20 protein-coding genes and 1 pseudogene are annotated in these 19,531 nt (G+C 68.9%); 8 read left to right on the top strand and 13 right to left on the bottom strand.

Annotated features, from left to right (window positions below; all coding sequences use genetic code 11):
- Positions 1–131: 131 nt before the first annotated feature.
- The 9 genes from FHX42_RS08955 to FHX42_RS08915 are packed head-to-tail and all read right to left on the bottom strand — an operon-like array spanning position 132 to position 7,624.
- Positions 132–953 carry an IclR family transcriptional regulator domain-containing protein gene (locus tag FHX42_RS08955; protein WP_182543783.1) on the bottom strand — a complete coding sequence of 274 codons (822 nt, stop codon included), beginning with the start codon at positions 951–953 and terminating at the stop codon, positions 132–134.
- Between the two features lie 17 nt (positions 954–970).
- Complete coding sequence (gene pcaC / locus FHX42_RS08950) at positions 971–1,372, bottom strand: 4-carboxymuconolactone decarboxylase (protein WP_182543782.1); 402 nt, start codon at positions 1,370–1,372, stop codon at positions 971–973.
- Positions 1,372–2,136: a 3-oxoadipate enol-lactonase gene (gene pcaD, locus FHX42_RS08945; RefSeq protein ID WP_182543781.1), complete on the bottom strand. Its 765-nt coding sequence runs from the start codon at positions 2,134–2,136 to the stop codon at positions 1,372–1,374. Before pcaD ends, pcaC begins: the two co-directional genes overlap by 1 nt.
- Positions 2,133–3,455, bottom strand: a complete 1,323-nt coding sequence (pcaB, locus tag FHX42_RS08940; RefSeq protein WP_182543780.1) for a 3-carboxy-cis,cis-muconate cycloisomerase — start codon at positions 3,453–3,455, stop codon at positions 2,133–2,135. Before pcaB ends, pcaD begins: the two co-directional genes overlap by 4 nt.
- A gap of 31 nt (positions 3,456–3,486) precedes the next feature.
- Positions 3,487–4,053, bottom strand: coding sequence for a protocatechuate 3,4-dioxygenase subunit alpha (gene pcaG, locus FHX42_RS08935; RefSeq protein WP_182543779.1), 567 nt, complete (start codon positions 4,051–4,053; stop codon positions 3,487–3,489).
- A complete protein-coding gene (pcaH, locus tag FHX42_RS08930) occupies positions 4,053–4,799 on the bottom strand; it encodes a protocatechuate 3,4-dioxygenase subunit beta (protein ID WP_182543778.1) in 747 nt (248 codons plus the stop codon). Before pcaH ends, pcaG begins: the two co-directional genes overlap by 1 nt.
- 22 nt (positions 4,800–4,821) lie before the next feature.
- Positions 4,822–6,003 carry a thiolase family protein gene (locus tag FHX42_RS08925; RefSeq protein ID WP_182543777.1) on the bottom strand — a complete coding sequence of 394 codons (1,182 nt, stop codon included), beginning with the start codon at positions 6,001–6,003 and terminating at the stop codon, positions 4,822–4,824.
- Positions 6,000–6,806, bottom strand: a complete 807-nt coding sequence (locus FHX42_RS08920) for a CoA-transferase subunit beta (RefSeq protein WP_182543776.1) — start codon at positions 6,804–6,806, stop codon at positions 6,000–6,002. Before FHX42_RS08920 ends, FHX42_RS08925 begins: the two co-directional genes overlap by 4 nt.
- On the bottom strand, positions 6,803–7,624 hold the full coding sequence (locus FHX42_RS08915) for a CoA transferase subunit A (RefSeq protein WP_182543775.1): 822 nt from the start codon (positions 7,622–7,624) through the stop codon (positions 6,803–6,805). The genes FHX42_RS08920 and FHX42_RS08915 overlap by 4 nt, the downstream gene beginning before the upstream one ends.
- Before the next feature lie 269 nt (positions 7,625–7,893).
- Here FHX42_RS08915 and FHX42_RS26495 point away from each other — a divergent pair.
- A pseudogene (locus FHX42_RS26495) lies at positions 7,894–8,474 on the top strand (MFS transporter); the annotation flags it as partial.
- Positions 8,446–9,141: an MFS transporter gene (locus FHX42_RS26490; protein WP_328795997.1), complete on the top strand. Its 696-nt coding sequence runs from the start codon at positions 8,446–8,448 to the stop codon at positions 9,139–9,141. The pseudogene FHX42_RS26495 and the gene FHX42_RS26490, both read left to right, overlap by 29 nt.
- Positions 9,142–9,333: 192 nt before the next feature.
- Here FHX42_RS26490 and FHX42_RS08905 read toward each other — a convergent pair whose 3' ends face one another.
- On the bottom strand, positions 9,334–9,774 hold the full coding sequence (locus tag FHX42_RS08905; protein ID WP_182543774.1) for a TIGR03618 family F420-dependent PPOX class oxidoreductase: 441 nt from the start codon (positions 9,772–9,774) through the stop codon (positions 9,334–9,336).
- 188 nt (positions 9,775–9,962) lie between these two features.
- Here FHX42_RS08905 and FHX42_RS08900 point away from each other — a divergent pair, with 188 nt between their 5' ends.
- From FHX42_RS08900 to FHX42_RS08875, 6 genes are all read left to right on the top strand, one after another.
- Complete coding sequence (locus FHX42_RS08900) at positions 9,963–10,466, top strand: 2Fe-2S iron-sulfur cluster-binding protein (RefSeq protein WP_182543773.1); 504 nt, start codon at positions 9,963–9,965, stop codon at positions 10,464–10,466.
- On the top strand, positions 10,463–11,455 hold the full coding sequence (locus tag FHX42_RS08895; protein ID WP_182543772.1) for an FAD binding domain-containing protein: 993 nt from the start codon (positions 10,463–10,465) through the stop codon (positions 11,453–11,455). Before FHX42_RS08900 ends, FHX42_RS08895 begins: the two co-directional genes overlap by 4 nt.
- Positions 11,452–13,536, top strand: a complete 2,085-nt coding sequence (locus tag FHX42_RS08890; RefSeq protein WP_182543771.1) for a xanthine dehydrogenase family protein molybdopterin-binding subunit — start codon at positions 11,452–11,454, stop codon at positions 13,534–13,536. The genes FHX42_RS08895 and FHX42_RS08890 overlap by 4 nt, the downstream gene beginning before the upstream one ends.
- 108 nt (positions 13,537–13,644) lie before the next feature.
- Positions 13,645–14,103 (top strand): RrF2 family transcriptional regulator, encoded by a 459-nt coding sequence (locus FHX42_RS08885; RefSeq protein ID WP_182543770.1) that lies wholly within the window; start codon positions 13,645–13,647, stop codon positions 14,101–14,103.
- A 132-nt stretch (positions 14,104–14,235) separates the two neighbouring features.
- Positions 14,236–15,171 (top strand): sulfite exporter TauE/SafE family protein, encoded by a 936-nt coding sequence (locus FHX42_RS08880; RefSeq protein ID WP_182543769.1) that lies wholly within the window; start codon positions 14,236–14,238, stop codon positions 15,169–15,171.
- Between the two features lie 363 nt (positions 15,172–15,534).
- The gene (locus FHX42_RS08875; RefSeq protein ID WP_182543768.1) at positions 15,535–15,828 is read left to right on the top strand and encodes a WhiB family transcriptional regulator; all 294 of its coding nucleotides are present in this window, start codon (positions 15,535–15,537) and stop codon (positions 15,826–15,828) included.
- Positions 15,829–15,852: 24 nt separating this feature from the next.
- Here FHX42_RS08875 and FHX42_RS08870 read toward each other — a convergent pair whose 3' ends face one another.
- From FHX42_RS08870 to FHX42_RS08860, 3 genes are all read right to left on the bottom strand, one after another.
- Entirely contained in the window at positions 15,853–16,074 is a 222-nt protein-coding gene (locus tag FHX42_RS08870) for a DUF2188 domain-containing protein (protein ID WP_182543767.1), read from the bottom strand.
- Complete coding sequence (locus FHX42_RS08865; protein ID WP_182543766.1) at positions 16,071–16,526, bottom strand: hypothetical protein; 456 nt, start codon at positions 16,524–16,526, stop codon at positions 16,071–16,073. The genes FHX42_RS08870 and FHX42_RS08865 overlap by 4 nt, the downstream gene beginning before the upstream one ends.
- 74 nt (positions 16,527–16,600) lie before the next feature.
- Positions 16,601–19,516, bottom strand: coding sequence for an FAD-binding and (Fe-S)-binding domain-containing protein (locus tag FHX42_RS08860; RefSeq protein ID WP_182543765.1), 2,916 nt, complete (start codon positions 19,514–19,516; stop codon positions 16,601–16,603).
- Positions 19,517–19,531: the final 15 nt, after the last annotated feature.

The following is a 19,531-nucleotide window of genomic DNA, read 5'->3' as shown; positions in this document are numbered from 1 at the left end:
AGGGATATCACCAGCTGGAATGCCAAGAAAAACGCAGGTCGCTCCCCTGTTGCCACAGGAGAGCGACCTACTAAGCTGCCGCCAAGGTAACTAGTGTTCGCAATACGAACGAACCAATGAGCGGAATCGGATCACCGTGACGGAGTATCGGCACGTGCGCTCGGGGCGACCCTCAGATCGGCCTCGATCCGCGCCGCCGCCTCCAGCAGCGACGGCAACAGCACCTTCCTGGCGTGTTCCTGACTGGTGCGGCCGGCGTGACAGGAGACGTTCACCGCCGCCTTCACTCCCCCGCGGCCACCCCGACCGGCCGGACCGCGGACGGGAGCGGCCAACGAACGCAGACCGGCCTCCAGCTCCTGATCGACCAGACTCCAGCCCTGGGCCCGGATACGCTCGAGCTCACGGCGCAGCGCGCCGACCGTGGTCACCGTGTGCGGGCCGAGCCTCGTCGGCTCGACCCGTTCCAGGTAGGCAGTAAGCTCGTCCTCGGGAAGATGCGCCAGCAGCACGCGCCCCATCGAGGTGGCGTAGGCGGGAAACCGGGTTCCGATGTTGATGGACACGGTCATGATCCGCGACGTCGGCACCCGGGCGACGTAGACGATGTCGTCACCGTCGAGCACCGACAGCGACACCGACTCGTGGAGCTGGGAAACCAGCTTTTCCATGTGCGGCTGGGCGATCTCGGGCAGCGAGATGCTCGACAGGTAGGAAAAGCCCAGCTCCAGCACGCGCGGAGTCAGCGCGAAGACTCGGCCGTCGGTCCAGACGTAGCCGAGCTGGACCAGGGTGTGCAGGAATCGCCGCACCGAGGCGCGGGAGAGCTCGGTGACGCGGGCGACCTCGCTGAGGGTCATCTCCGGACGCGACTCGTCGAAGGCACGAATCACCGCGAGACCCCGCGTCAACGACTGCACGGATCCCGCGCCGGAGTCACTCACCGGTTCCATCGTCACTCTTCCCGTCCTCACCCGTGGTCGTCGGCGTTCTCGGACAGAATGGCATCGGCGACGGCGAAGGCACTGTTGGCCTTGGGCACTCCCGCGTAGAGGGCGACGTGCATGAGCACCTCGCGGATCTGCTCGGGTTCGACACCGTTGCGGCGGGCCGCGCGCACGTGCATGGCGAACTCGGACTCACACCCGGTGGCAGCCAGGATCGCCAGCGTCAGGCAACTGCGGGTACGCCGATCGGTGCCCTCGCCGGACCACACCTCACCCCAGGCGTAGCGGGTGATGAAGTCCTGGAACCCCGCCGTGAACTCGGTGGTCCGCTCCTGGGCGCGGTCGACGTGTTCGGTGCCCAGCACCTCGCGGCGCACCGCCATGCCCTCGGCACGCCGGGATTCGTCGTCGGTGGCTCCGGACATCACGCGCCTCCTGCCGCGAAGTGCTCGACGAGCAGTCGATTGACGGTCTCGGACTGCTCGACATTGGCCAGGTGCGCCGCCTGGGACAGGGTTTCCATGCGGGCGCCGGGGACCGCGGCGGCGATGCGCTCGCCGTGCTCCGGCGGAGTGGCCTGGTCCTGCTCACCGGAGACGACCAGCGTGCCGGCGCCGATCTCACCGAGCCGGTCGACGAGGTCCATGGAGGCGATGGCCTCGCAGCACCCGGCGTAGCCCTCGTCGGAAGCCGCGGTGATCATGCCGCTGTACTTGTCGACGACGTCGGAGCGTCCGGCCAGCGCGGGGGTGAACCAGCGGCTCAGTGAGCTCTCGGCCACGGCCGCGGTGCCCTCCCGGCGCACGAGCTCGGCGCGTTGGCGCCAGTTCGAGGGCGGGCCCAGCTCGGCCGAAGTGCACAGCAGCGCCAGTCGATCGATGCGTTCGGGCGCGTTCTGGGCCAGCCACATACCGGTCATGCCTCCGAGCGAGACCCCGGCGAAGTGGGCCCGCGCGATACCGAGATGATCCAGCAGAGCGAGCACCTCGTCGCCGAGCCCCCGGAGGTCGTAGGGTCCCGATGTCGCCCGAGTCCCGCCGTGGCCCCGCTGGTCGTAGCGCAGGACTCGAAAGTGCTCGGTGAGGACGGACAGCTGCTCGTCCCACATCGACAGGTCCGTTCCCAGCGAATTGGACAGCACCAGCACCGGTGCCTGCTCGGGTCCGTTCAACTCGTGATGCACGATCACTCGGTATCGTCTCCTGACAAACGTGTGTGGGCGCGCAGCGCCCGATCGACGAACACACCGGCCGAGCCGAGGTAGTCGGCCGGTTCGGTAGCGGCTCGGATGTCCTGTTCGGACAACGCCGCGCGGGCCGACGAGTCGGCCAGCAACTCCTCCCGCAGCGTGGTCTTCTTCTCGACGGCCCGGCGACACAAGCCGGTGACCAGCTCGTGCGCCCCGCTCCGGCCGAGGGATTCGCTCAGTGCCGAGGCCGCGCTCTCGGCCATCAGCAATCCTCCGGTCAGGTCGAGGTTGTTGATCATGCGTTCGGTGTCGACCCGCAGGTCGACGAGCATCTCGCGAACCGCCGAAGCGGACGCGGCGACCAGGCGCAGCAACTCGACCAGCGGTTCCCACTCGGCCTGCCAGGCACCGGCGGCCCGTTCGTGCTCCTGGGGCATCGCGGCCAGCAAGCCGCCGACCAGGCCGGGGACTCGCTCGGTGGCCGCGCTGACGCGCACCGCACGTACCGGGTTGCGCTTGTGCGGCATCGCCGAGGACCCCCCGGAGGAGCCCTCGGCGAGTTCGCCCACCTCGGTCTGGGCCTGCAACTTCACGTCGAGCGCGATCTTGCCGAGCGCCCCCGCGACGGTGCCGAGCGCGCCCGCCAGTTCGCCGATACGAGTGCGGTCGGTGTGCCACGGCAGGTCCGGTTCGGGCAGGCCGAGCTCCTCGGCGAGGGCACCGAGGACGTCCACCCCCTGGTCACCGAGCGAGGCCAGGGTTCCCGCCGGACCACCGAACTGCACCGCCAGCCGCTCGTCCCGGACCCGGTGCAGTCCCGAAGTGGCTTCGGTCAGTGCGCTCAACCAACCCGCGCACTTGCGTCCGAACGTCGTCGGAAGAGCCTGTTGCAGGAGGCTGCGCGCGACCATCACCGTGTCACGGTGCTCCTCGGCCAGACGCGCGCACCCCTGCGCGGCGGCGTGGAGGTCGTCCAGAACGACGTCGAGCGTCTCGCGCACGACCAGCATGGCGGCGGTGTCGACGACGTCCTGACTCGTGGCACCGTGGTGCACGTACGCGGTGGCCGCGGAATCCACGCGTTCCGTCAGGTCCTTGACCAGGGCGATGACCGGTGTCGCCGACTCAGCACCCCGCAGGCTGATCGAGGCGGCGTCGTAGTCGTCGGCCGCGCAGTGCTCGGCGATCTCCGCGGCCGCCCACCGGGGAACGACCCCGCATCGAGCCTGGGCCGCGGCCAGTGCTCGCTCGAAGTCCAACATCGCCTGGAGCCAGGCGTGGCGGTCCGTTCGGGCCGTCGCCGCCGCGGTGGTGAACATCGGCCCGAACAGTCCTGACGCCGGCGCCGACTCAGACCGCGAAGAAGGGGGTTTCGTCATCGCCCTGCAATCGGATGTCGAAGCGGAAGGCCTCCGTCTCGGGAACGGCGACCAGTGTGGCACGGCGTTCGGGGTCCACTGCGGACAGTACCGGGTCGACCGCGTTGGCCCGCGGCTCGTCCGGGAAGTAGATCCGCGTCACGACCCGGTCGAGCATTCCGCGAGCGAGCACGGTGACGTTGATGTGCGGAGCTTCGGTGCCACCGGAGGGCGTCGGCAACGCACCGGGCTTGACGGTGCGGAACCAGAAACGCCCCTCAGCGTTGGTGGCGCACCGCCCGAAGCCCCGAAACGACGTGCTGTCGTCGCGCGGGTCGTCCGGGTGCTGGATCCTGCCCCGCTCGTCGGCCTGCCAGATCTCGATCAGTCCGTCCGGGACCGGCTCGCCCGCGCCGTCGATCAGCTGCCCGCGCAACAGGATCGCGTCCGGTTCCTCGGTGCCCACCACTTCGGGGCCGTCGGGCCACGGGAGTCCGTCGGGCAGGGCGAAGAAGGGACCGACCGTCTGCGACGGCGTGGTTCGCGGAAGATCGGTCATCAGTGCTCGTCCTCCTCGTCCTCGAACGGCGTGGCCGCGCTGCCGCGCAGCACGATGTCGAACTTGAAGCTCAACGCCCATTCCGGAACCGTGGTGTCCAGATCGAACCGGGAGATCATCCGCTCCCGGGCCCGCGGGTCGCGGACCGAGTGGAAGATCGGATCCTGGTAGAACAGCGGATCCCCGGGGAAGTACATCTGGGTGACCAACCGCTGGGTGAAAGCGCGCCCGAACAGGGAGAAGTGGATGTGGGCGGGACGCCAGGCGTTGGTGTGATTGCCCCAGGGATAGGCCCCGGGTTTGATGGTCACGAACCGGTAGTTGCCCTCGGAGTCGGTCATGCACCGGCCCACTCCGGAGAAGTTCGGATCCAGCGGCGCCGGGTGCTGGTCTCCGACGTGGCAGTAACGGCCCGCCGAGTTGGCCTGCCAGATCTCCACGAGGGTGTCCGGTACCGCGCGACCGTCCGAGTCCAGTACGCGGCCGCTGACCAGGATGCGCTCGCCCAGCGGTTCGCCGCCGTGCTGGACGGTCAGGTCGTGGTCGGTCGCGCCGACGCGTTCGTGACCGAGCACCGGCCCCGTCACCTCGGTGAGGTTCTGCGGCAGCAACTGGAGCGGCCGCTGAGGAGCACGCAACCGGGTCGAGCCGTACTCCGGCGTGGCCAACGCGGGATGCGAGGAGTCGTCCCGTTCGTAGGACGGCAGGGTCAGTCCGGTGGTGTTGGTGGGTGTTCGACTGTGCATGGTGGCTCCTGGTGGTTGCGCCTCATGCGTGCAGGACAACGGCGAGCCCCTGCCCGACGCCAATGCAGATCGCGGCCAGTCCCCAGCCACCACCGGCCCGGTGCAGCTGGTGGGCCAGTGTGCCGAGGATACGCGCGCCCGAGGCACCGAGGGGATGACCGATGGCGATGGCTCCGCCCTGAATGTTCACGATCTCGGGATCGAGATCGGGCCACTCGGCCAGGCAGGCCAGCGACTGGGCGGCGAAGGCCTCGTTGAGCTCGACGGCGGTCAGATCCGACCAATCGATGCCGGCACGGCGCAGTGCCGTGTTCGCTGCCTCCACGGGACCGATCCCGAAGACATCGGGATCCACTCCGGACACGCCCCGGCTGACGATGCGGGCCAGCGGCTCCACGCCGAGCTGCTCGGCGGAGCGCTGTCCACCGAGCAGCAGAGCCGCCGCCCCGTCGTTCATGGGCGAGGAGTTGCCCGCCGTGACGGTGCCGTCCTCGCGGAAGACCGGCTTGAGCTTGCCCAGCTTCTCCAGTGAACTGTCCGCGCGCACGCCCTCGTCGCGGGTGACCTCGGTGCCGGGAACGGCGACCACCTCGTGGTCGAAGCTGCCCGCTTCCCAGGCCGCCGCCGCGCGTGTGTGGCTGCGCAGCGCGAAAGCGTCCTGGTCGGCCCGGCTGATCCCGTAGCGGTCGGCGAGGATCTCCGCGCTGGAGCCCAGACTGATGGTCCACTGCTCCGGCATCGCGGGGTTGACCATGCGCCAGCCCAACGTGGTGGAGTGCAGGGTCTCGTGCCCACGCGGATAGCCGCTCTCGGGCTTGGGCAGCACCCAGGGGGCGCGGCTCATCGACTCGACACCGCCGGCGATGAGCAGCTCGGCGTCACCGGTCTCCACGGTGCGGCTGGCCTCGATGGCCGCTTCCAGCCCCGAACCGCACAGCCTGTTGACGGTGGCTCCGGCCACGCTGGTGGGCAGGCCCGCCAGCAACGCGGCCATCCTGGCCACGTTGCGGTTGTCCTCGCCGGCACCGTTGGCGTCGCCGAACAGCACGTCCTGCACCTGGGCCGGATCGAGGTCGTCGGTGCGCTCGACCAGCGTGCGAACGACGTGGGCGGCGAGGTCGTCGGGACGCACCTCGGCCAGCCCCTTGCCGTAGCGGCCGATCGGGGTGCGCACCGCGTCCAGCACATAAGCACTGTCGGTCACGTCGACTCTCCGTTCTCGATGGTGGCCTTGAGCTCACGCAGCACGGACAGTTCGGTCTCGGTGGGGGGGTGCTGGCTGCCGAGCTCGTCGGCCACGCGCAGGTCCCAGCCGGTGGCCGCCCTGGCCTGTTCGACGTCGACACCGGGACCGAGCCGGGTCAGGGTGAGTTCGCGGGTGTCCGGGTCGGGTTCGAGCACGCCCATGTCGGTGATCACGGTCACCGGCCCCGCGCCGCGCAACCCGAGGCGCTCGCGGTCGTCACCGCCGCTGCCGTAGCCGACCGAGGTCACGAAGTCCAGCGTCTCGACGAACGAGCGGGTGTTCTGCCGCATCACGATCAGCACCTGCTGGCAGGAGGCGGCGATCTCGGGGGCACCCCCGGCCCCCGGCAACCGCACCTTCGGGTCCTCGTAGCCGCCGCCGATGACGGTGGTGTTGATGTTGCCGTACTTGTCGACCTGCGCCCCACCCAGAAAACCGGTCTCGACCCGGCCGGGTTGCAACCAGTAGTTGAAGATCTCGGGCACGCTGACCACCGAGTCGGCGGTGTCGGCCAGGATCCCGTCGCCGATGGACAGCGGCAGCTGGTCGGGCTTGGCTCCGAGCGTGCCGGACTCGTAGATCAGCACCAGGTCCGGCGCGTGGGTGCGCCGGGCCAGGTTGGCGGCCGTGCTCGGCAGGCCGATCCCGACGAAGCAGGCGGTGCCGTCTCCCAGGCTGCGTGCGGCGGCGACCGTCATCATCTCGTCGGCGGTGAACTCGGCGTCGCCGGTGGAGGTACCGGCGGACACGCTCGCGGTCATCGCGGGCTCCTCTCGGCGTCGAGGATCTCGGTGTCCAGCCACTGCTGGAACTTCTCACGGTCCCGGCTGATCAGGTCCCACTGCTGGTAGTAGTCGTTGTCCCGCTCGTAGTACCCCTGCGCGTACGAGGGACGCGCCCCACCCGGGACCTCGGCCACGGCCGTGACGGCCCACTTCGGCAGCACGACGCCACCGGGCCGGGGAACGAGCTCGTCGACGGTCTCCTCGACGGTCACCAGCGACCGCTTGGCGGCCAGCACCGTCTCCTTCTGCACGCCGGTGATGCCCCACATCTGCACGTTGCCCTGCTTGTCGGCCTGCTGCGCGTGGATGATGCCGACGTCGGGGTTCAGCGCCGAGACCGCGGCCAGCTCCTCGCCGGTGAACGGGCAGCTCACCGTCTTGATCGAATCGGTGTGCTTCGGCAGGTCGGTACCGGTGTAGCCGCGCAGCACCGCGAAGGGCAAGCCGGAGGCCCCGGCGACGTAGCGGTTGGCCATACCGGCGTGACTGTGCTCCTCGATCTCCAGCGGGACGGGCCAGGACCGCTGGATCGCGTCGCGAAACCGGTGCAGCGATCCCACACCGGGGTTACCGCCCCAGGAGAACACCAGCTTGGAGGCGCACCCGGCGCCGATCAACTGATCGTAAACCACATCCGGCGTCATCCGGCACAGCGTCAGATCACGCCGCCGCTGCCGAATGATCTCGTGGCCCGCAGCCACCGGGATCAGATGGGTGAACCCCTCCAGGGCCACCACATCACCATCACCGACGAGCTCGGCCACGGCCTCGTCGAGCTGCCGTGTACGAGACACCCACCCACTCCGTTCGCATAGAGAACGTACGTGCTTTAAGCGAACGATAGCCAAGCCCGCTGTGACGGTCAATACCGTCCACAGCGCCGCACGTACACGATCAGTGTGTCCATTGACGCGGAACAGCTTCGAACTTAGCGTCCCCGAGTCCGTTCTCGTAACTTTCGTTCACAATACGAACACTCGGCGTTGCTCTCGGGCGATCCCCGGACGACCACCACCCACCACCCCGGCCGACGCACCGAATTCCGCACTGCGCAGGAGCGACCATGGCTGTAGCAGAAACCGACGCCCGTAGTGACCGCGACTCCACGCGAGGACGGACCCGCGTTCGCTATGCGGTACTCGCGGTGCTGTTCGTCAGCACCGCCATCAACTACCTGGACCGCACCAACCTCTCGGTGGCGGCACCGCACATCCAGCGGGACCTCGGTCTCAGCGCGGCCGAGATGGGAGTGATCTTCTCCGCCTTCTCGTGGGGCTACGCCTTCCTGCAGATCCCCGGTGGATGGCTGCTCGACAGAATCGGCCCCGGCTGGCCTTCGGATGGGCACTGCTGGCCTGGTCGGTGGCCACCGCCGTCACGGCACTGGCGCGGGGGTTCGTCTCCCTGTTCGCGATCCGGACCGCCATCGGCGTTTTCGAAGCACCGGCGTTTCCGGCCAACGGACGGTTGACGGCGTCCTGGTTCCCCCGCCACGAACGCGGCAAGGCCACCTCCGTCTACACCGCGGGTGAGTACGTCGGGTTGGCCGTGGCCGTTCCCGGACTGTCACTGCTGGTGATCGCCTTCGGCTGGGAGTCGGTCTTCCTGGTCACCGGTGCGCTGGGCCTGGTGTGGGCACTGGTGTGGTTCCGCGAGATCCGGAACACCCCCCCCCCCGCGAGTCATCCGGGTCTCCGAGAGCGAACTCGCCCACATCGAGGAGCACGGGCGGGACGGGGAAAGCGCCCCGCCCGGCAGGGCCAAGCTGAACTGGGCGGACCTGCGCTACCTGCTCGGCAAGCGACGGCTTTGGGGCACCTACCTCGGGCAGTTCGCCAACACCAGCGCGATGTTCTTCTTCCTGACCTGGTTTCCCAGCTACCTCACCCGGGCCAAGGACGTGGACCTGCTCAACGCGGGCGTCTACGCCTCCATCCCGTACTTGGTGGCCCTGGTCGGGGTGCTGCTGGGCGGCTGGTGGTCGGACCGGATGCTGCGGCGGGGCCACTCGGCCAACGTCGCGCGCAAGACGCCGATCATCGCGGGGCTGCTGCTGGCCACGAGCATCGTGGCGGCCAACTACGTGGACAGCATCGCCCTGGTCGTGGCGATCATGTCGGTGGCGTTCTTCGCTCAGGGCATGGCCGCGCTCGGCTGGGCCCTGCCCGCCGAGATCGCACCGGCGCGCATGGTCGGTCTCACCGGCGGCGTGTTCAACTTCGTCGGCAACATCGGCGGCGCCGTCACACCCATCGTCATCGGCACGATCGTGAGCCTGAGCGGTTCCTTCGAGGGCGGACTCGCTACATGAGCGCCATCGCCCTGCTCGGTGCGCTGAGCTTCGTCTTCCTCGTCGACAAGGTCGAACGCATCGAGGACCGCCCCGGCGCCGAAGCCGAGGTGGAACAAGCACCCGGAGCAGCGTGATCCTCGGATATCTCGTCCGGGAAAGTTCCGGTGCACCAGTGCGGCCGGACGTTCACCGAAGACGGCCGGACACCGTTCACACGCCGTAGACGCGGCGTGGCGGTACCAGCACGGCGGCGCGACGCTGGCGGGCCATTTCCCGGTCGTAGGCCTGCCAGTCGTCGTGGTCACCACCCGCGGCGGAGAAGACCTCCCGCAGCAGGAGGCGAAGCCTCTCGGCGTCGACCCCCTCGCTGGGATCGTCGGGTCCGATGATCTCGGCTTCTCCCTCGACGGTCACCCAGGCCCACCCCGCGCGGAACGTCAACGCCGTGCTCGGGCGGGCGCGCAAGTGGGCGAGCTTGGTTCGGCCGTAGGTCACGAAAGCCACCACCGGTTCCCCGCTGACGGGATGCTGGGTGACTCCGGAATTGACCACCGAGCTCTGCACGCTGCCGTCGGCTCGGGTGGTGGCCACCATCGCCAGGTGGTGTTCCTTGGAAGCGAGGTTGTCCACCGCTGAGAGATCGACCGCCATGCGTGCAGTCTCGCAGTTCCTCGGGGGGACCGCAGTCGGCACGAGTCGAACACCGGATGCCACGGAAATCGGTCGACGAAAGCGGGATCGTCGGGCAGACTTCCCGAAGGGGGATGATCACCCGACCCCGGCCGGGTCGGTCGGGGCGGCAACGTGCGTGACACGACGACGAGAGGCACCCTTTTCGCATGGACGCGGAGATCCGACTGAACGTGGACGGCACACGGCGGTCCCTGGTGACGGACACACGCACGACCTTGCTGGATGCGCTACGAGAACGCCTGGGGGTGACTTCACCGAAGAAGGGCTGCGATCACGGCCAGTGCGGAGCCTGCACGGTGCTGCTCGACGGGCGCCGCGCCACCAGTTGCCTCACCTTCGCAGTGGCCTGCGACGACAGTGAGGTCACCACCGCGGAAGGACTCGCCGACGGCGAGCAACTGCATCCGGTGCAGCAGGCTTTCCTCGACCACGACGGGTTCCAGTGCGGCTACTGCACGCCGGGCCAAATCTGCTCGGCGGTGGGCATGCTCGACGAGGCCAAGGCCGGCTGGCCCAGTGCCGCCACCGAGGACCTCACCGAGCCGACCGAACTCGACGACGAGGAGATCCGCGAGCGCATGAGCGGCAATCTGTGCCGCTGCGGCGCCTACGCCAACATCGTCACCGCCGTCCGGGAGGCCGCCCAGTGAAACCCTTCGACTACCAGCGCGCCACCGACACCGACACCGCGGTGGCCACCGTCAGCCGCAACCCCAACGCGCGGTACCTGGGAGGCGGCACCAACCTCGTCGACCACATGAAACTCGGGGTGTCCAGCCCCGAACTGCTGGTCGACGTCTCCCGTCTTTCGTCCGACACCGTCGAGACACTGCCCGACGGCGGCGTCCGCGTCGGTGCGGCGGTGCGCAACAGCGACCTGGCCGCCGAGCCGATCATCCGACAGCGCTACCCGGTACTGGCCCACGCGCTGCTGGCAGGGGCTTCCGGACAACTACGCAATCTGGCCACCACCGGCGGCAACCTCTTGCAACGCACCCGCTGCGTGTACTTCCAGGACGTCACCACTCCGTGCAACAAGCGTGAGCCCGGTACCGGCTGCTCGGCCCTGGACGGCTACACCCGCTACCACGCCGTTCTCGGTTCCTCGGAGCACTGCGTGGCCACCCATCCCTCCGACATGGCCGTGGCGTTGACCGCCCTGGACGCCGTCGTGCACACCCAGGGCCCCAGTGGACCGCGCAGCATTCCCGTCGCCGACCTGCACCGACTTCCCGGGGACGAACCCGACCGTGACACCGTGCTCGAACACGGGGAACTGATCACCGCGGTCGATCTGCCCGCGCTCCCCATGGCCGCACGCTCGAACTATCGCAAGGTCCGCGACCGCGCCTCCTACGCCTTCGCTCTCGTCTCGGTGGCAGCGGCCGTCGACATCGCCGGCGACACGATCCGCGACGTCCGCATCGCCTTCGGCGGGCTGGCCCACAAGCCGTGGCGCGCCACCCTGGCCGAGAACGCCCTGCGGGGGGCGCCCGCCACCGAGGCGACCTTCCGCACCGCCGCCGACGCCGAACTCGCCGAGGCCCGGCCCCTGTCCGACAACGAGTTCAAAATCCCCATGGCCCGCAACACCCTCACCTCCGTCCTCCGCGACCTCACCCAGCAGGAGGGATCATGACCGGTGTGCTGAACACCGTCGGTGCACCGTTGGAACGCCTCGAAGGACCCGCCAAGGTCACGGGTACCGCCACCTACGCCTTCGAGCATCGTCCGGACGATCCCGTCTACCTGCATCCCCTCCAGGCCACCATCGCCCGGGGGCGCGTCACGAACATCGACACCGCGGCGGCCGAATCCCTCGAGGGTGTCCACACCGTGCTCACCCACACCAACGCGGAGCGGCTGGCTTCCACGCCGGACTCCGAGCTGGCCGTCCTCCAGTCCGACGAGGTCGGCTTCCGCGGCCAGCTCATCGGTGCCGTCCTCGCCGACACCCCCGAGACGGCTCACCACGCCGCGAGTCTCATCGGGATCACCTACGAACGACACCCCCACGACGCCGCATTCCGCGACGACAGCGATGTCGTCTACACCCACGACGGTTCCAACCCGATGATGTCCGCGGACCTCGTCCACGGAGACGTCGACACCGCGCTGGCGGCGGCCACGTTCACGTTGGACGCCACTTACACCACCCCTGCCGAGTACAACAACCCGATGGAACCGCACGCCACCATCGCGTGCTGGCAGGACGGGGAGCTGACCCTCCACGACTCGAACCAGGGATCGCACGTGGTGCGGGCCGTCGTGGCCCCACTGCTCGGCGTGGAACCGGAGCGGGTGCACGTGATCTCCCCGCACGTCGGCGGTGGTTTCGGCGCCAAGGGGATGCCGCACTCCCACGTGATCCTGGTGGCACTGGCCGCCAAGGCACTGCCGGGCAGGTCGGTGAAGTGCGCGCTGACGCGCCAGCACATGTTCTCCCTGGTGGGGTACCGCCCTCCCACCGTCCAGCGGATTCGGCTCGGTGCCGACTCCGAGGGCCGGTTGACGGCGACCGGTCACGACTCGCTCGAGCAGACCGCGCGGATCAAGGAGTTCGCCGACCAGAGCGCCAACGCCTCCCGCAACATGTACGTCTCCCCGAACCGCCACATCACCAACCGGCTCGCCGCGCTGGACGTCCCGCCCGGTACCTGGATGCGGGGCCCGGGCGAGACCGGTGGGATGTACGCGCTGGAGACGGCCATGGACGAAATGGCCCAGGTCTGCGGTGTGGACCCCATCGAGTTCCGCCTGCGCAACGAACCCGAGTCCGACCCGAGTTCCGGCCTGCCCTTTTCCAGCCGGAATCTCGTCGCCTGCCTGCGCGAGGGAGCCGAGAAGTTCGGGTGGCGACACCGCGATCCCACGCCCGGCGTCCGGCGTGAAGGAGACTGGCTGATCGGTACGGGCGTGGCCGCGTCGACGTTTCCGACCCTGAGCTTTCCCGGCTCGATGGCCACGATTCGCTGCTGTTCCGACGGGCGGTATCGAGTGGATATCGGTGCCTCCGATCTCGGTACGGGTGCCCGGACGGCGCTGTCCCAGATCGCCGCGGAAGCCCTGGAGGTCTCCGTCGAGGCAGTGGATCTTCACCTCGGCAGCACCACGCAGCCCTTCGCCAGCCTCGCCGGCGGTTCCGCGGGGACCGCCTCCTGGGGTTCGGCGATCGTCCACGTGGCGCGGACCTTCCGCGAGGAACACGGCAGCACCCCGGAGCCCGGGGCGGAGACGACCGCGACGGCACCGCCGAACCCCGCTGCCGGCGAGTACTCGATGCACGCCTACGGTGCCCAGTTCGCCGAGGTCCGCGTTCACGCCGACACCGGTGAGATCCGCGTTCCCCGGCTACTGGGCGTGTTCGCCGCCGGACGGATCATCAATCCCCGCACGGCCCACTCGCAGTTCCTCGGTGGCATGACGATGGGTGTGTCCATGGCCCTGCACGAGCACAGCGTCACCGACGAGCGGTTCGGTCACGTGGTCAACCAGGACTTCGCCGGATACCACATCGCCAGCAACGCCGATATCGGTTCCATCGAAGCGACCTGGCTCGACGAGTACGATCCCCACGTCAACCCGATGGGCTCCAAGGGCATCGGGGAGGTCGGCATCGTCGGAACGGCCGCCGCCGTGGGCAATGCCGCCCATCACGCCACCGGAATCCGGGTGCGTGAGCTACCCCTGACCCCCGACAAGTTCCTGATCAGCCCCTGAGGCCACGGTGCCCGCCCTCGTGCCATCGGTGACGGTGCGAGGGCGGGCGCTTTCCCGACTCGCGGCCATCCCTCACATTCCTGCAGCGGATGAGGAACAATCGAGGCCATGCGGATCTCGGCCAAAGCGGACTACGCGATACGTGCCCTCGTGGAGATCACGCGCGGGGGTTCGGATCAGGCGGTGAGCGCCGAGGACATCGCCGCCGCCCAACAGATCCCGCGCAACTTCCTCCAAGCGGTCCTGGCCGACCTCCGCCGTGCCGGTGTGGTCGCCAGCCGCCGCGGGCAAGCCGGTGGGTGGGTACTGGCCCGCTCCCCGGAAACGATCTCGATAGCCGACGTGATTCGCGCCACGGACGGCCCCCTCGTGAGCGTGCACGGGCTCCGCCCGGAGGCGGTGGCTTACGACTCGTCGGTCTCCGTGCTGCAAAACGTCTGGATCGCGGTGCGCAGCAGCCTGCGCGAGGTGCTCGAAGACGTCACCATCGCCCAGCTCGTCGCGGGTGAGCTTCCCGCCGACGTGGCTGCTCGGACCACCGAAGCCGGGGTATGGCAATCCCGCTGACCTGCGGTTCTCATGTACTGAGACGCCGTTTCACGTTACACCCTCAAAGTGTACTGTCCCTATCGACTTAATCATGAATTCGGCGGCTGCCGACGGGGCAGAGCGGCCGGACGGTCGGCAGGAGGCAACCGAATGCCCACTTTGGTGCTCGTGGCGGTAGCGGGGTTCGTCGCCCAGCTCGTCGACGGCTCCCTCGGCATGGCTTTCGGTGTCACTGCCACCACCGGGCTGCTGACGGTGGGCACCGCCCCCGCGGTGGCCTCGGCCTCGGTACACCTGGCCGAGGTCGGCACCGCGGTTGCCTCGGGGGCCTCGCACTGGCGCCTGGGCAACGTCGACTGGCGTATCGTGGCTTGGCTGGCCCTGCCGGGAGCCGTGGGCGGGTTCGCCGGAGCCACGATGCTGGCTTCGCTGGCGAGCGAGGCCGCCCGCCCGTGGATGGCGGTGATGCTGGTGGGGCTGGGACTGTACGTGCTTCTCCGGTTCTCGTTGGGAGCAAGCCCCGTACGCACCAGGACTCTCAGCGCCCGCGGGCACCGGTGGTTGGTTCCGCTGGGGTTGGCGGCCGGTTTCATCGACGCCACGGGCGGCGGTGGCTGGGGGCCGATGTCCACCTCCACCCTGCTCAGCAGCGGCCGGGTCTCCCCGCGTCACGCCATCGGCTCGGTCACCACCAGTGAGACGGTGGTTTCCCTGGCCGCCAGTGTCGGCTTCCTGACCACGCTGGGCGGTGACATGCTCTCCGTCACCGTGATCGTGGGACTGCTCATCGGCGGCGTGCTGGCCGCTCCGCTGGCCGCGTGGGTGGTGCGCAGCCTGCCCACACGCCTCATCGGAGTCGGGGCCGGAGGGTTGATCATCCTGACCAACGTGCGGGTCGTCCTCGGCGCCGTCGGTGTCGTCGGCACGACGAGCACCGTGCTGACGGTGCTCTTCGGCGTGGTCTGGATCGCCGTGCTGGGCCGGGCGCTGCGGAGCGTGTTCGCCGAGCGTGCGGCTTCGGCGAGCGAACCGGCAAGCACCGAGTCCGACGTCGTCCCCCTCCAGGCTCACCACGATCGGTCCTGATCGACAGCGCCACCGGCGGCCCCCGACCACGACGACGCGGTCGGGGGCCGCCTTGTGAACGAACACACACGCTGTTCGGTTTGGGCGTGTCGAACCGTGGCTACCCCTCTCGGTAGACGCGGTTGAGCAGACAGCGCGTATTTCGTACTCCCTTTTCGAACGTTGAATAGTGCGGCCGGAGGCACACGGCATGGCCCATACGCATACAGCTCTCGCCACCGAGACCGCTTCGGTGAGCCGTTCTCGCCCGCACTGCGGTGCCGAGAACCGGGCCACGGTGGTCACCGACGTCGGTCGGGTCGTGGTCGGGACCGCAGTGCGGCGATGCTGCTCCGGCCGCTGCCGGTGGAAGGAGGCAGCTTCGTGACCGAAACACGGCGTCTACCCGGGACCGTCACGGAACAGTGGGACTGGCAACTTCGTGCGGCCTGTCGCGACTACGACGACAATCTGTTCTTCCACCCCGAGCACGAGCGAGGGCAAGCCCGCGAACGCCGCGCCCAGGAAGCCAAGGAGATCTGCGCGCGGTGTCCCGTGCAGCGCAATTGCCTCCTCCACGCCTTGAACGTGGACGAGCCCTACGGCGTGTGGGGCGGCTACACGCCCCACGAACGGCGTCAGCTCCAGGGCGCGGTCGACGAGTTCGCGGCTCTTTGACCAACGCCGTCGGACCGCACCAGCTCAGCCCCCGCTCTGCTGGTGCGGTTCGATCGCGTAGGTCTGCACTTCCTCCTCGTCCTCGCTGTGGACGCGCAACTGCCCGCCGCCCTCCCGGAGAATCGCTTCCCTGGCCTGGCGAAACGCGTCATCGTAATCGGCGCAGTACCGATTCGCGGTGGCCTTTCCCGGTTCGGAGATGCTCCAGCCCTCGCTACCGGCCGGCTGGACGATGCGATCGTTCATGTCCTCTCCCACTCGAAGTGCCTCGTGGTCTCCGCGCTCCCACCGAGCTCACCCCCACCGATCAGCTGCTGGAAGAGCTCGTCGGCCCGCTCGAGAACATCGGCGAGAACCCCGGCCTCTTGCACCAGCACGGCACAGTAAGCAGCGGCATAAGCCCGGCACACCAACAACGACCGGGCCCTGGCAGCGGACACCAAATCCTGCTTGTCCGGGGTGATGGGCACGAGCACCCCGGTCTCGTACGAGTGAGCCCGACCGGTGGAGAACAACCACGCCCCCACGGGAGAATCGTGCGGCCGGACTCGGACCCATACCTGCCCGGTACGTCCCAACTCCCAGGTCGTGCACTGACGCGCCAGTTCACGACCACTGTGCCGACCGGCACCTTCCGCCGCGATCACGAGCTGCTCCCAGTCGCTTTCGACGACGGTCTCGCGGAAAACGCTGCTCACCGTAACCGCCCCCCTACGCTAATGGCTTGTGCCCCGGGCATACCCGGGAGCGAACGAACCCAACCGTCCACTATTCAGCCCGTGCGCAGCGCTTCGGCCAGGTGCAGTGCCCTCCGCGGACTGCCGTGGGAGATCTGGGTGCGGCAGCTGAAGCCGTCGGCGAGCACCAGGGTTTCCTCGGAGGTCCGGCGCACCGCGGGAAGCAGGGCGTACTCGGCGCAGGCCATCGACACGTCGTAGTGGCCGCGTTCGAACCCGAAGTTGCCCGCCACTCCGCAGCATCCCGAGTCGAGGACCTCGGCGTCGATTCCCGCTTTCCGCATCAGCGTGGTGTCGGCGTCGAAGCCGATCACGGCGTGCTGGTGGCAATGGGTCTGCACGACGGCGTCCGCGTCCACCTGCGGGGGTTCCCAGTCGTTCGCCGCGCGCTCGGTGAGGACCTCGGCCAGTGTCATGAACTGGCTGTGCAGCCTCCGGGCGTCCTCGTCGTGCGGGAGCAGGTCGTGCATGTCGTGCCGGAACACCGCCGTGCACGAGGGTTCCATGCCCACCACCGGGGTTCCGGCTTCCAACCACGGGCGCAGCACGCGGAAGGTGCGGCGCAGCACCGCCGCCGCCGTGCCGACCTGTCCGGTCGAGATCCAGGTCAGTCCGCAGCAGACCGGCTTTCGCGGCACCGCGACGCGGAAACCCGCGTCCTCCAGCACCCGCACCGTCGCCCGCGCGATGTGCGGTTCGAAATGGTTGGTGAACGTGTCCGGCCACAGCACCACCGCGTCGGGATCACCGGGGCGGGGTTCGGCGACGCCACGGCGGCGCCACTGGCTCTGGAAGGTCGACGAGGCGAATCGCGGTGCCTCCCGTTCGGGAGTGACTCCGCCCAGGCGCTTACCGAGCTGCGCGAGTCCGGGCGAGTGCAGCGCGGCGTTGACCAGCCCCGGCGCACCCCGAGCGCCCTGGGCCAGGGCGGGCAGCCAGCCCAGCGAATAGTGCGAAGCCGGGCGCAGCCGGTGGCGATAGTGCTGGGCGAGGAACTCGGCCTTGTAGGTGGCCATGTCCACACCGGTCGGGCAGTCGGACTTGCACCCCTTGCACGCCAGGCACAGGTCCAGGGAGTCCCGCACCGCCTCCGAACGCCACCCGTCGGTGATCGGCGAGTCCTCGTGGCCCTGCATCATCTCGAACAGCAGGCGCGCACGCCCGCGAGTGGAGTGCTCCTCCTCCTGGGTGGCCCGGTAGGAGGGGCACATCACGCCACCACCGTGGTTGCGGCAGTTGCCGATGCCCACGCAGCGCATCACGCCCTGGTGGAAACTCGCGCCGTCCTCGGGATAGCCGAAGAACGTCTCCGTCTGGATCGGGCGGTAGTCCGAGCCCAGCCGCAGGTTCTCGTCCACGCGCCGCGGGGAAACGACCTTGCCGGGATTCATCCGGTTGGCCGGATCGAAGATGTCCTTGACCTCGGCGAAGGCCTGCACGATCTCCGCGCCGAACATGCGCACGAGCAGTTCGCCCCGCGCCTGCCCGTCACCGTGCTCGCCGGAGAGCGACCCTCCGTAGGAGACCACGAGGTCGGCGGCGCGCTGCACGAAATGCCGGAAGGTGGCCACTCCGGGACCGCTCCTGAGCCGAAACGGAATGCGGATGTGCACGCACCCCTGACCGAAGTGCCCGTACAGAGCTGGGCGCTCGTAGCCGAACTCCTCGAACAGGGCGAGCAGATCACGCAGGTAGTCCCCGAGCACACCGGGCGCGACGGCCGAGTCCTCCCAGCCCTCCCAGCTCTCGGGCATGTCCGGCGGGTTGGCGGTGGCACCGAGGCCGGCCTCGCGGGCCTTGAGCATCTCCTGCTCACGCTCGGGGTCGTCGGAGACGGCGACATCGGCGTCGGTGGTGGACTTGTCCAACCCGGACAGCAGCCGATCGAGCTGCTCGTCCGCCTGCTGCTGGGTATCTCCCCCGAACTGGACGAACAGCCAGCTCTCGCCCTGAGGGAGCAGGGCGAGCGACTCGGCGAACAGGTTCTGCTCGCGGATGAAGTGCGCGAGCTCTCCCCCGACGGCTTCGAGGATCAGGGGCTCGCAGTGGGCGAGTATCGCGGGGGTGCTGTCGGCGGCAGCGGCGATATCGGAGTAGCCGAGCACGACCATGGCCTTGTGGGGCACCGTCGGGACGAGATCGAGCTCGGCACGCAGCACCGTGACCAGGGTTCCCTCACTGCCCACCAGCAGCTCGGCGACGTCGATACCGTCGTCGCGCAGCAGCGAGTCGAGGTTGTAGCCGGAGACACGCCGCGGGATGTCGGGGTAGTGCTGCCGGATCTGCTCGCGATAGCGGTCCCGTACATCGCGGAGTCGTCGGTACACCTCGCCGAGCTCCCCGCCCGCCGCGATCACGTCCTCCAGCTCCCGCTCCCCGACGGGGCCCACCCAGCAGCGCAGACCGTCATAGGTCAGGATTTCCAGGCTGCGCACGTTGTCGACGGTCTTCCCGTACTTCTGGGCGCTGGAACCGCAGGCGTTGTTGCCGATCATTCCGCCGAGCGCGCAGTGACTGTGGGTGGAGGGCTTGGGACCGAATTTCAGCCCGTGCTCGGCGACGGCCTTGTTGAGCTCGTCGTAGACGATTCCCGGTTCCACCACGCAGGTACGAGCGTCCGGATCGACCGAAACCACCCCTTGGCAGTACTTGGTCCAGTCGATGACCACCGCCACATTGGTGGACTGCCCGCCGAGGCTCGTTCCCCCGCCACGAGACAGCACCGGTGCGTCGTGCTCGCGACAGACGTGCACCGCCCGCGCACCCGCCTCCACGCTGTAGGGCACGACCACGGCAATGGGAACCTGACGGTAGTTCGAGGCATCGGTGGCGTAGGCACCCCGGGAGCCGGCGTCGAACCGAACCTCACCCTCCACCCGGGAGCTCAGGTCCGCTTCCAGCGCCGCGGTGTCCACCCGGGGAACGCCCGGAAGTCCGGTGCCGGCCGTCATCTCGTCTCCTCGTCA

It is taken from the genome of Halosaccharopolyspora lacisalsi, from assembly GCF_014137975.1.
GTDB lineage: Bacteria > Actinomycetota > Actinomycetes > Mycobacteriales > Pseudonocardiaceae > Halosaccharopolyspora > Halosaccharopolyspora lacisalsi.
This window is presented reverse-complemented; position numbering and strand designations above follow the sequence as displayed.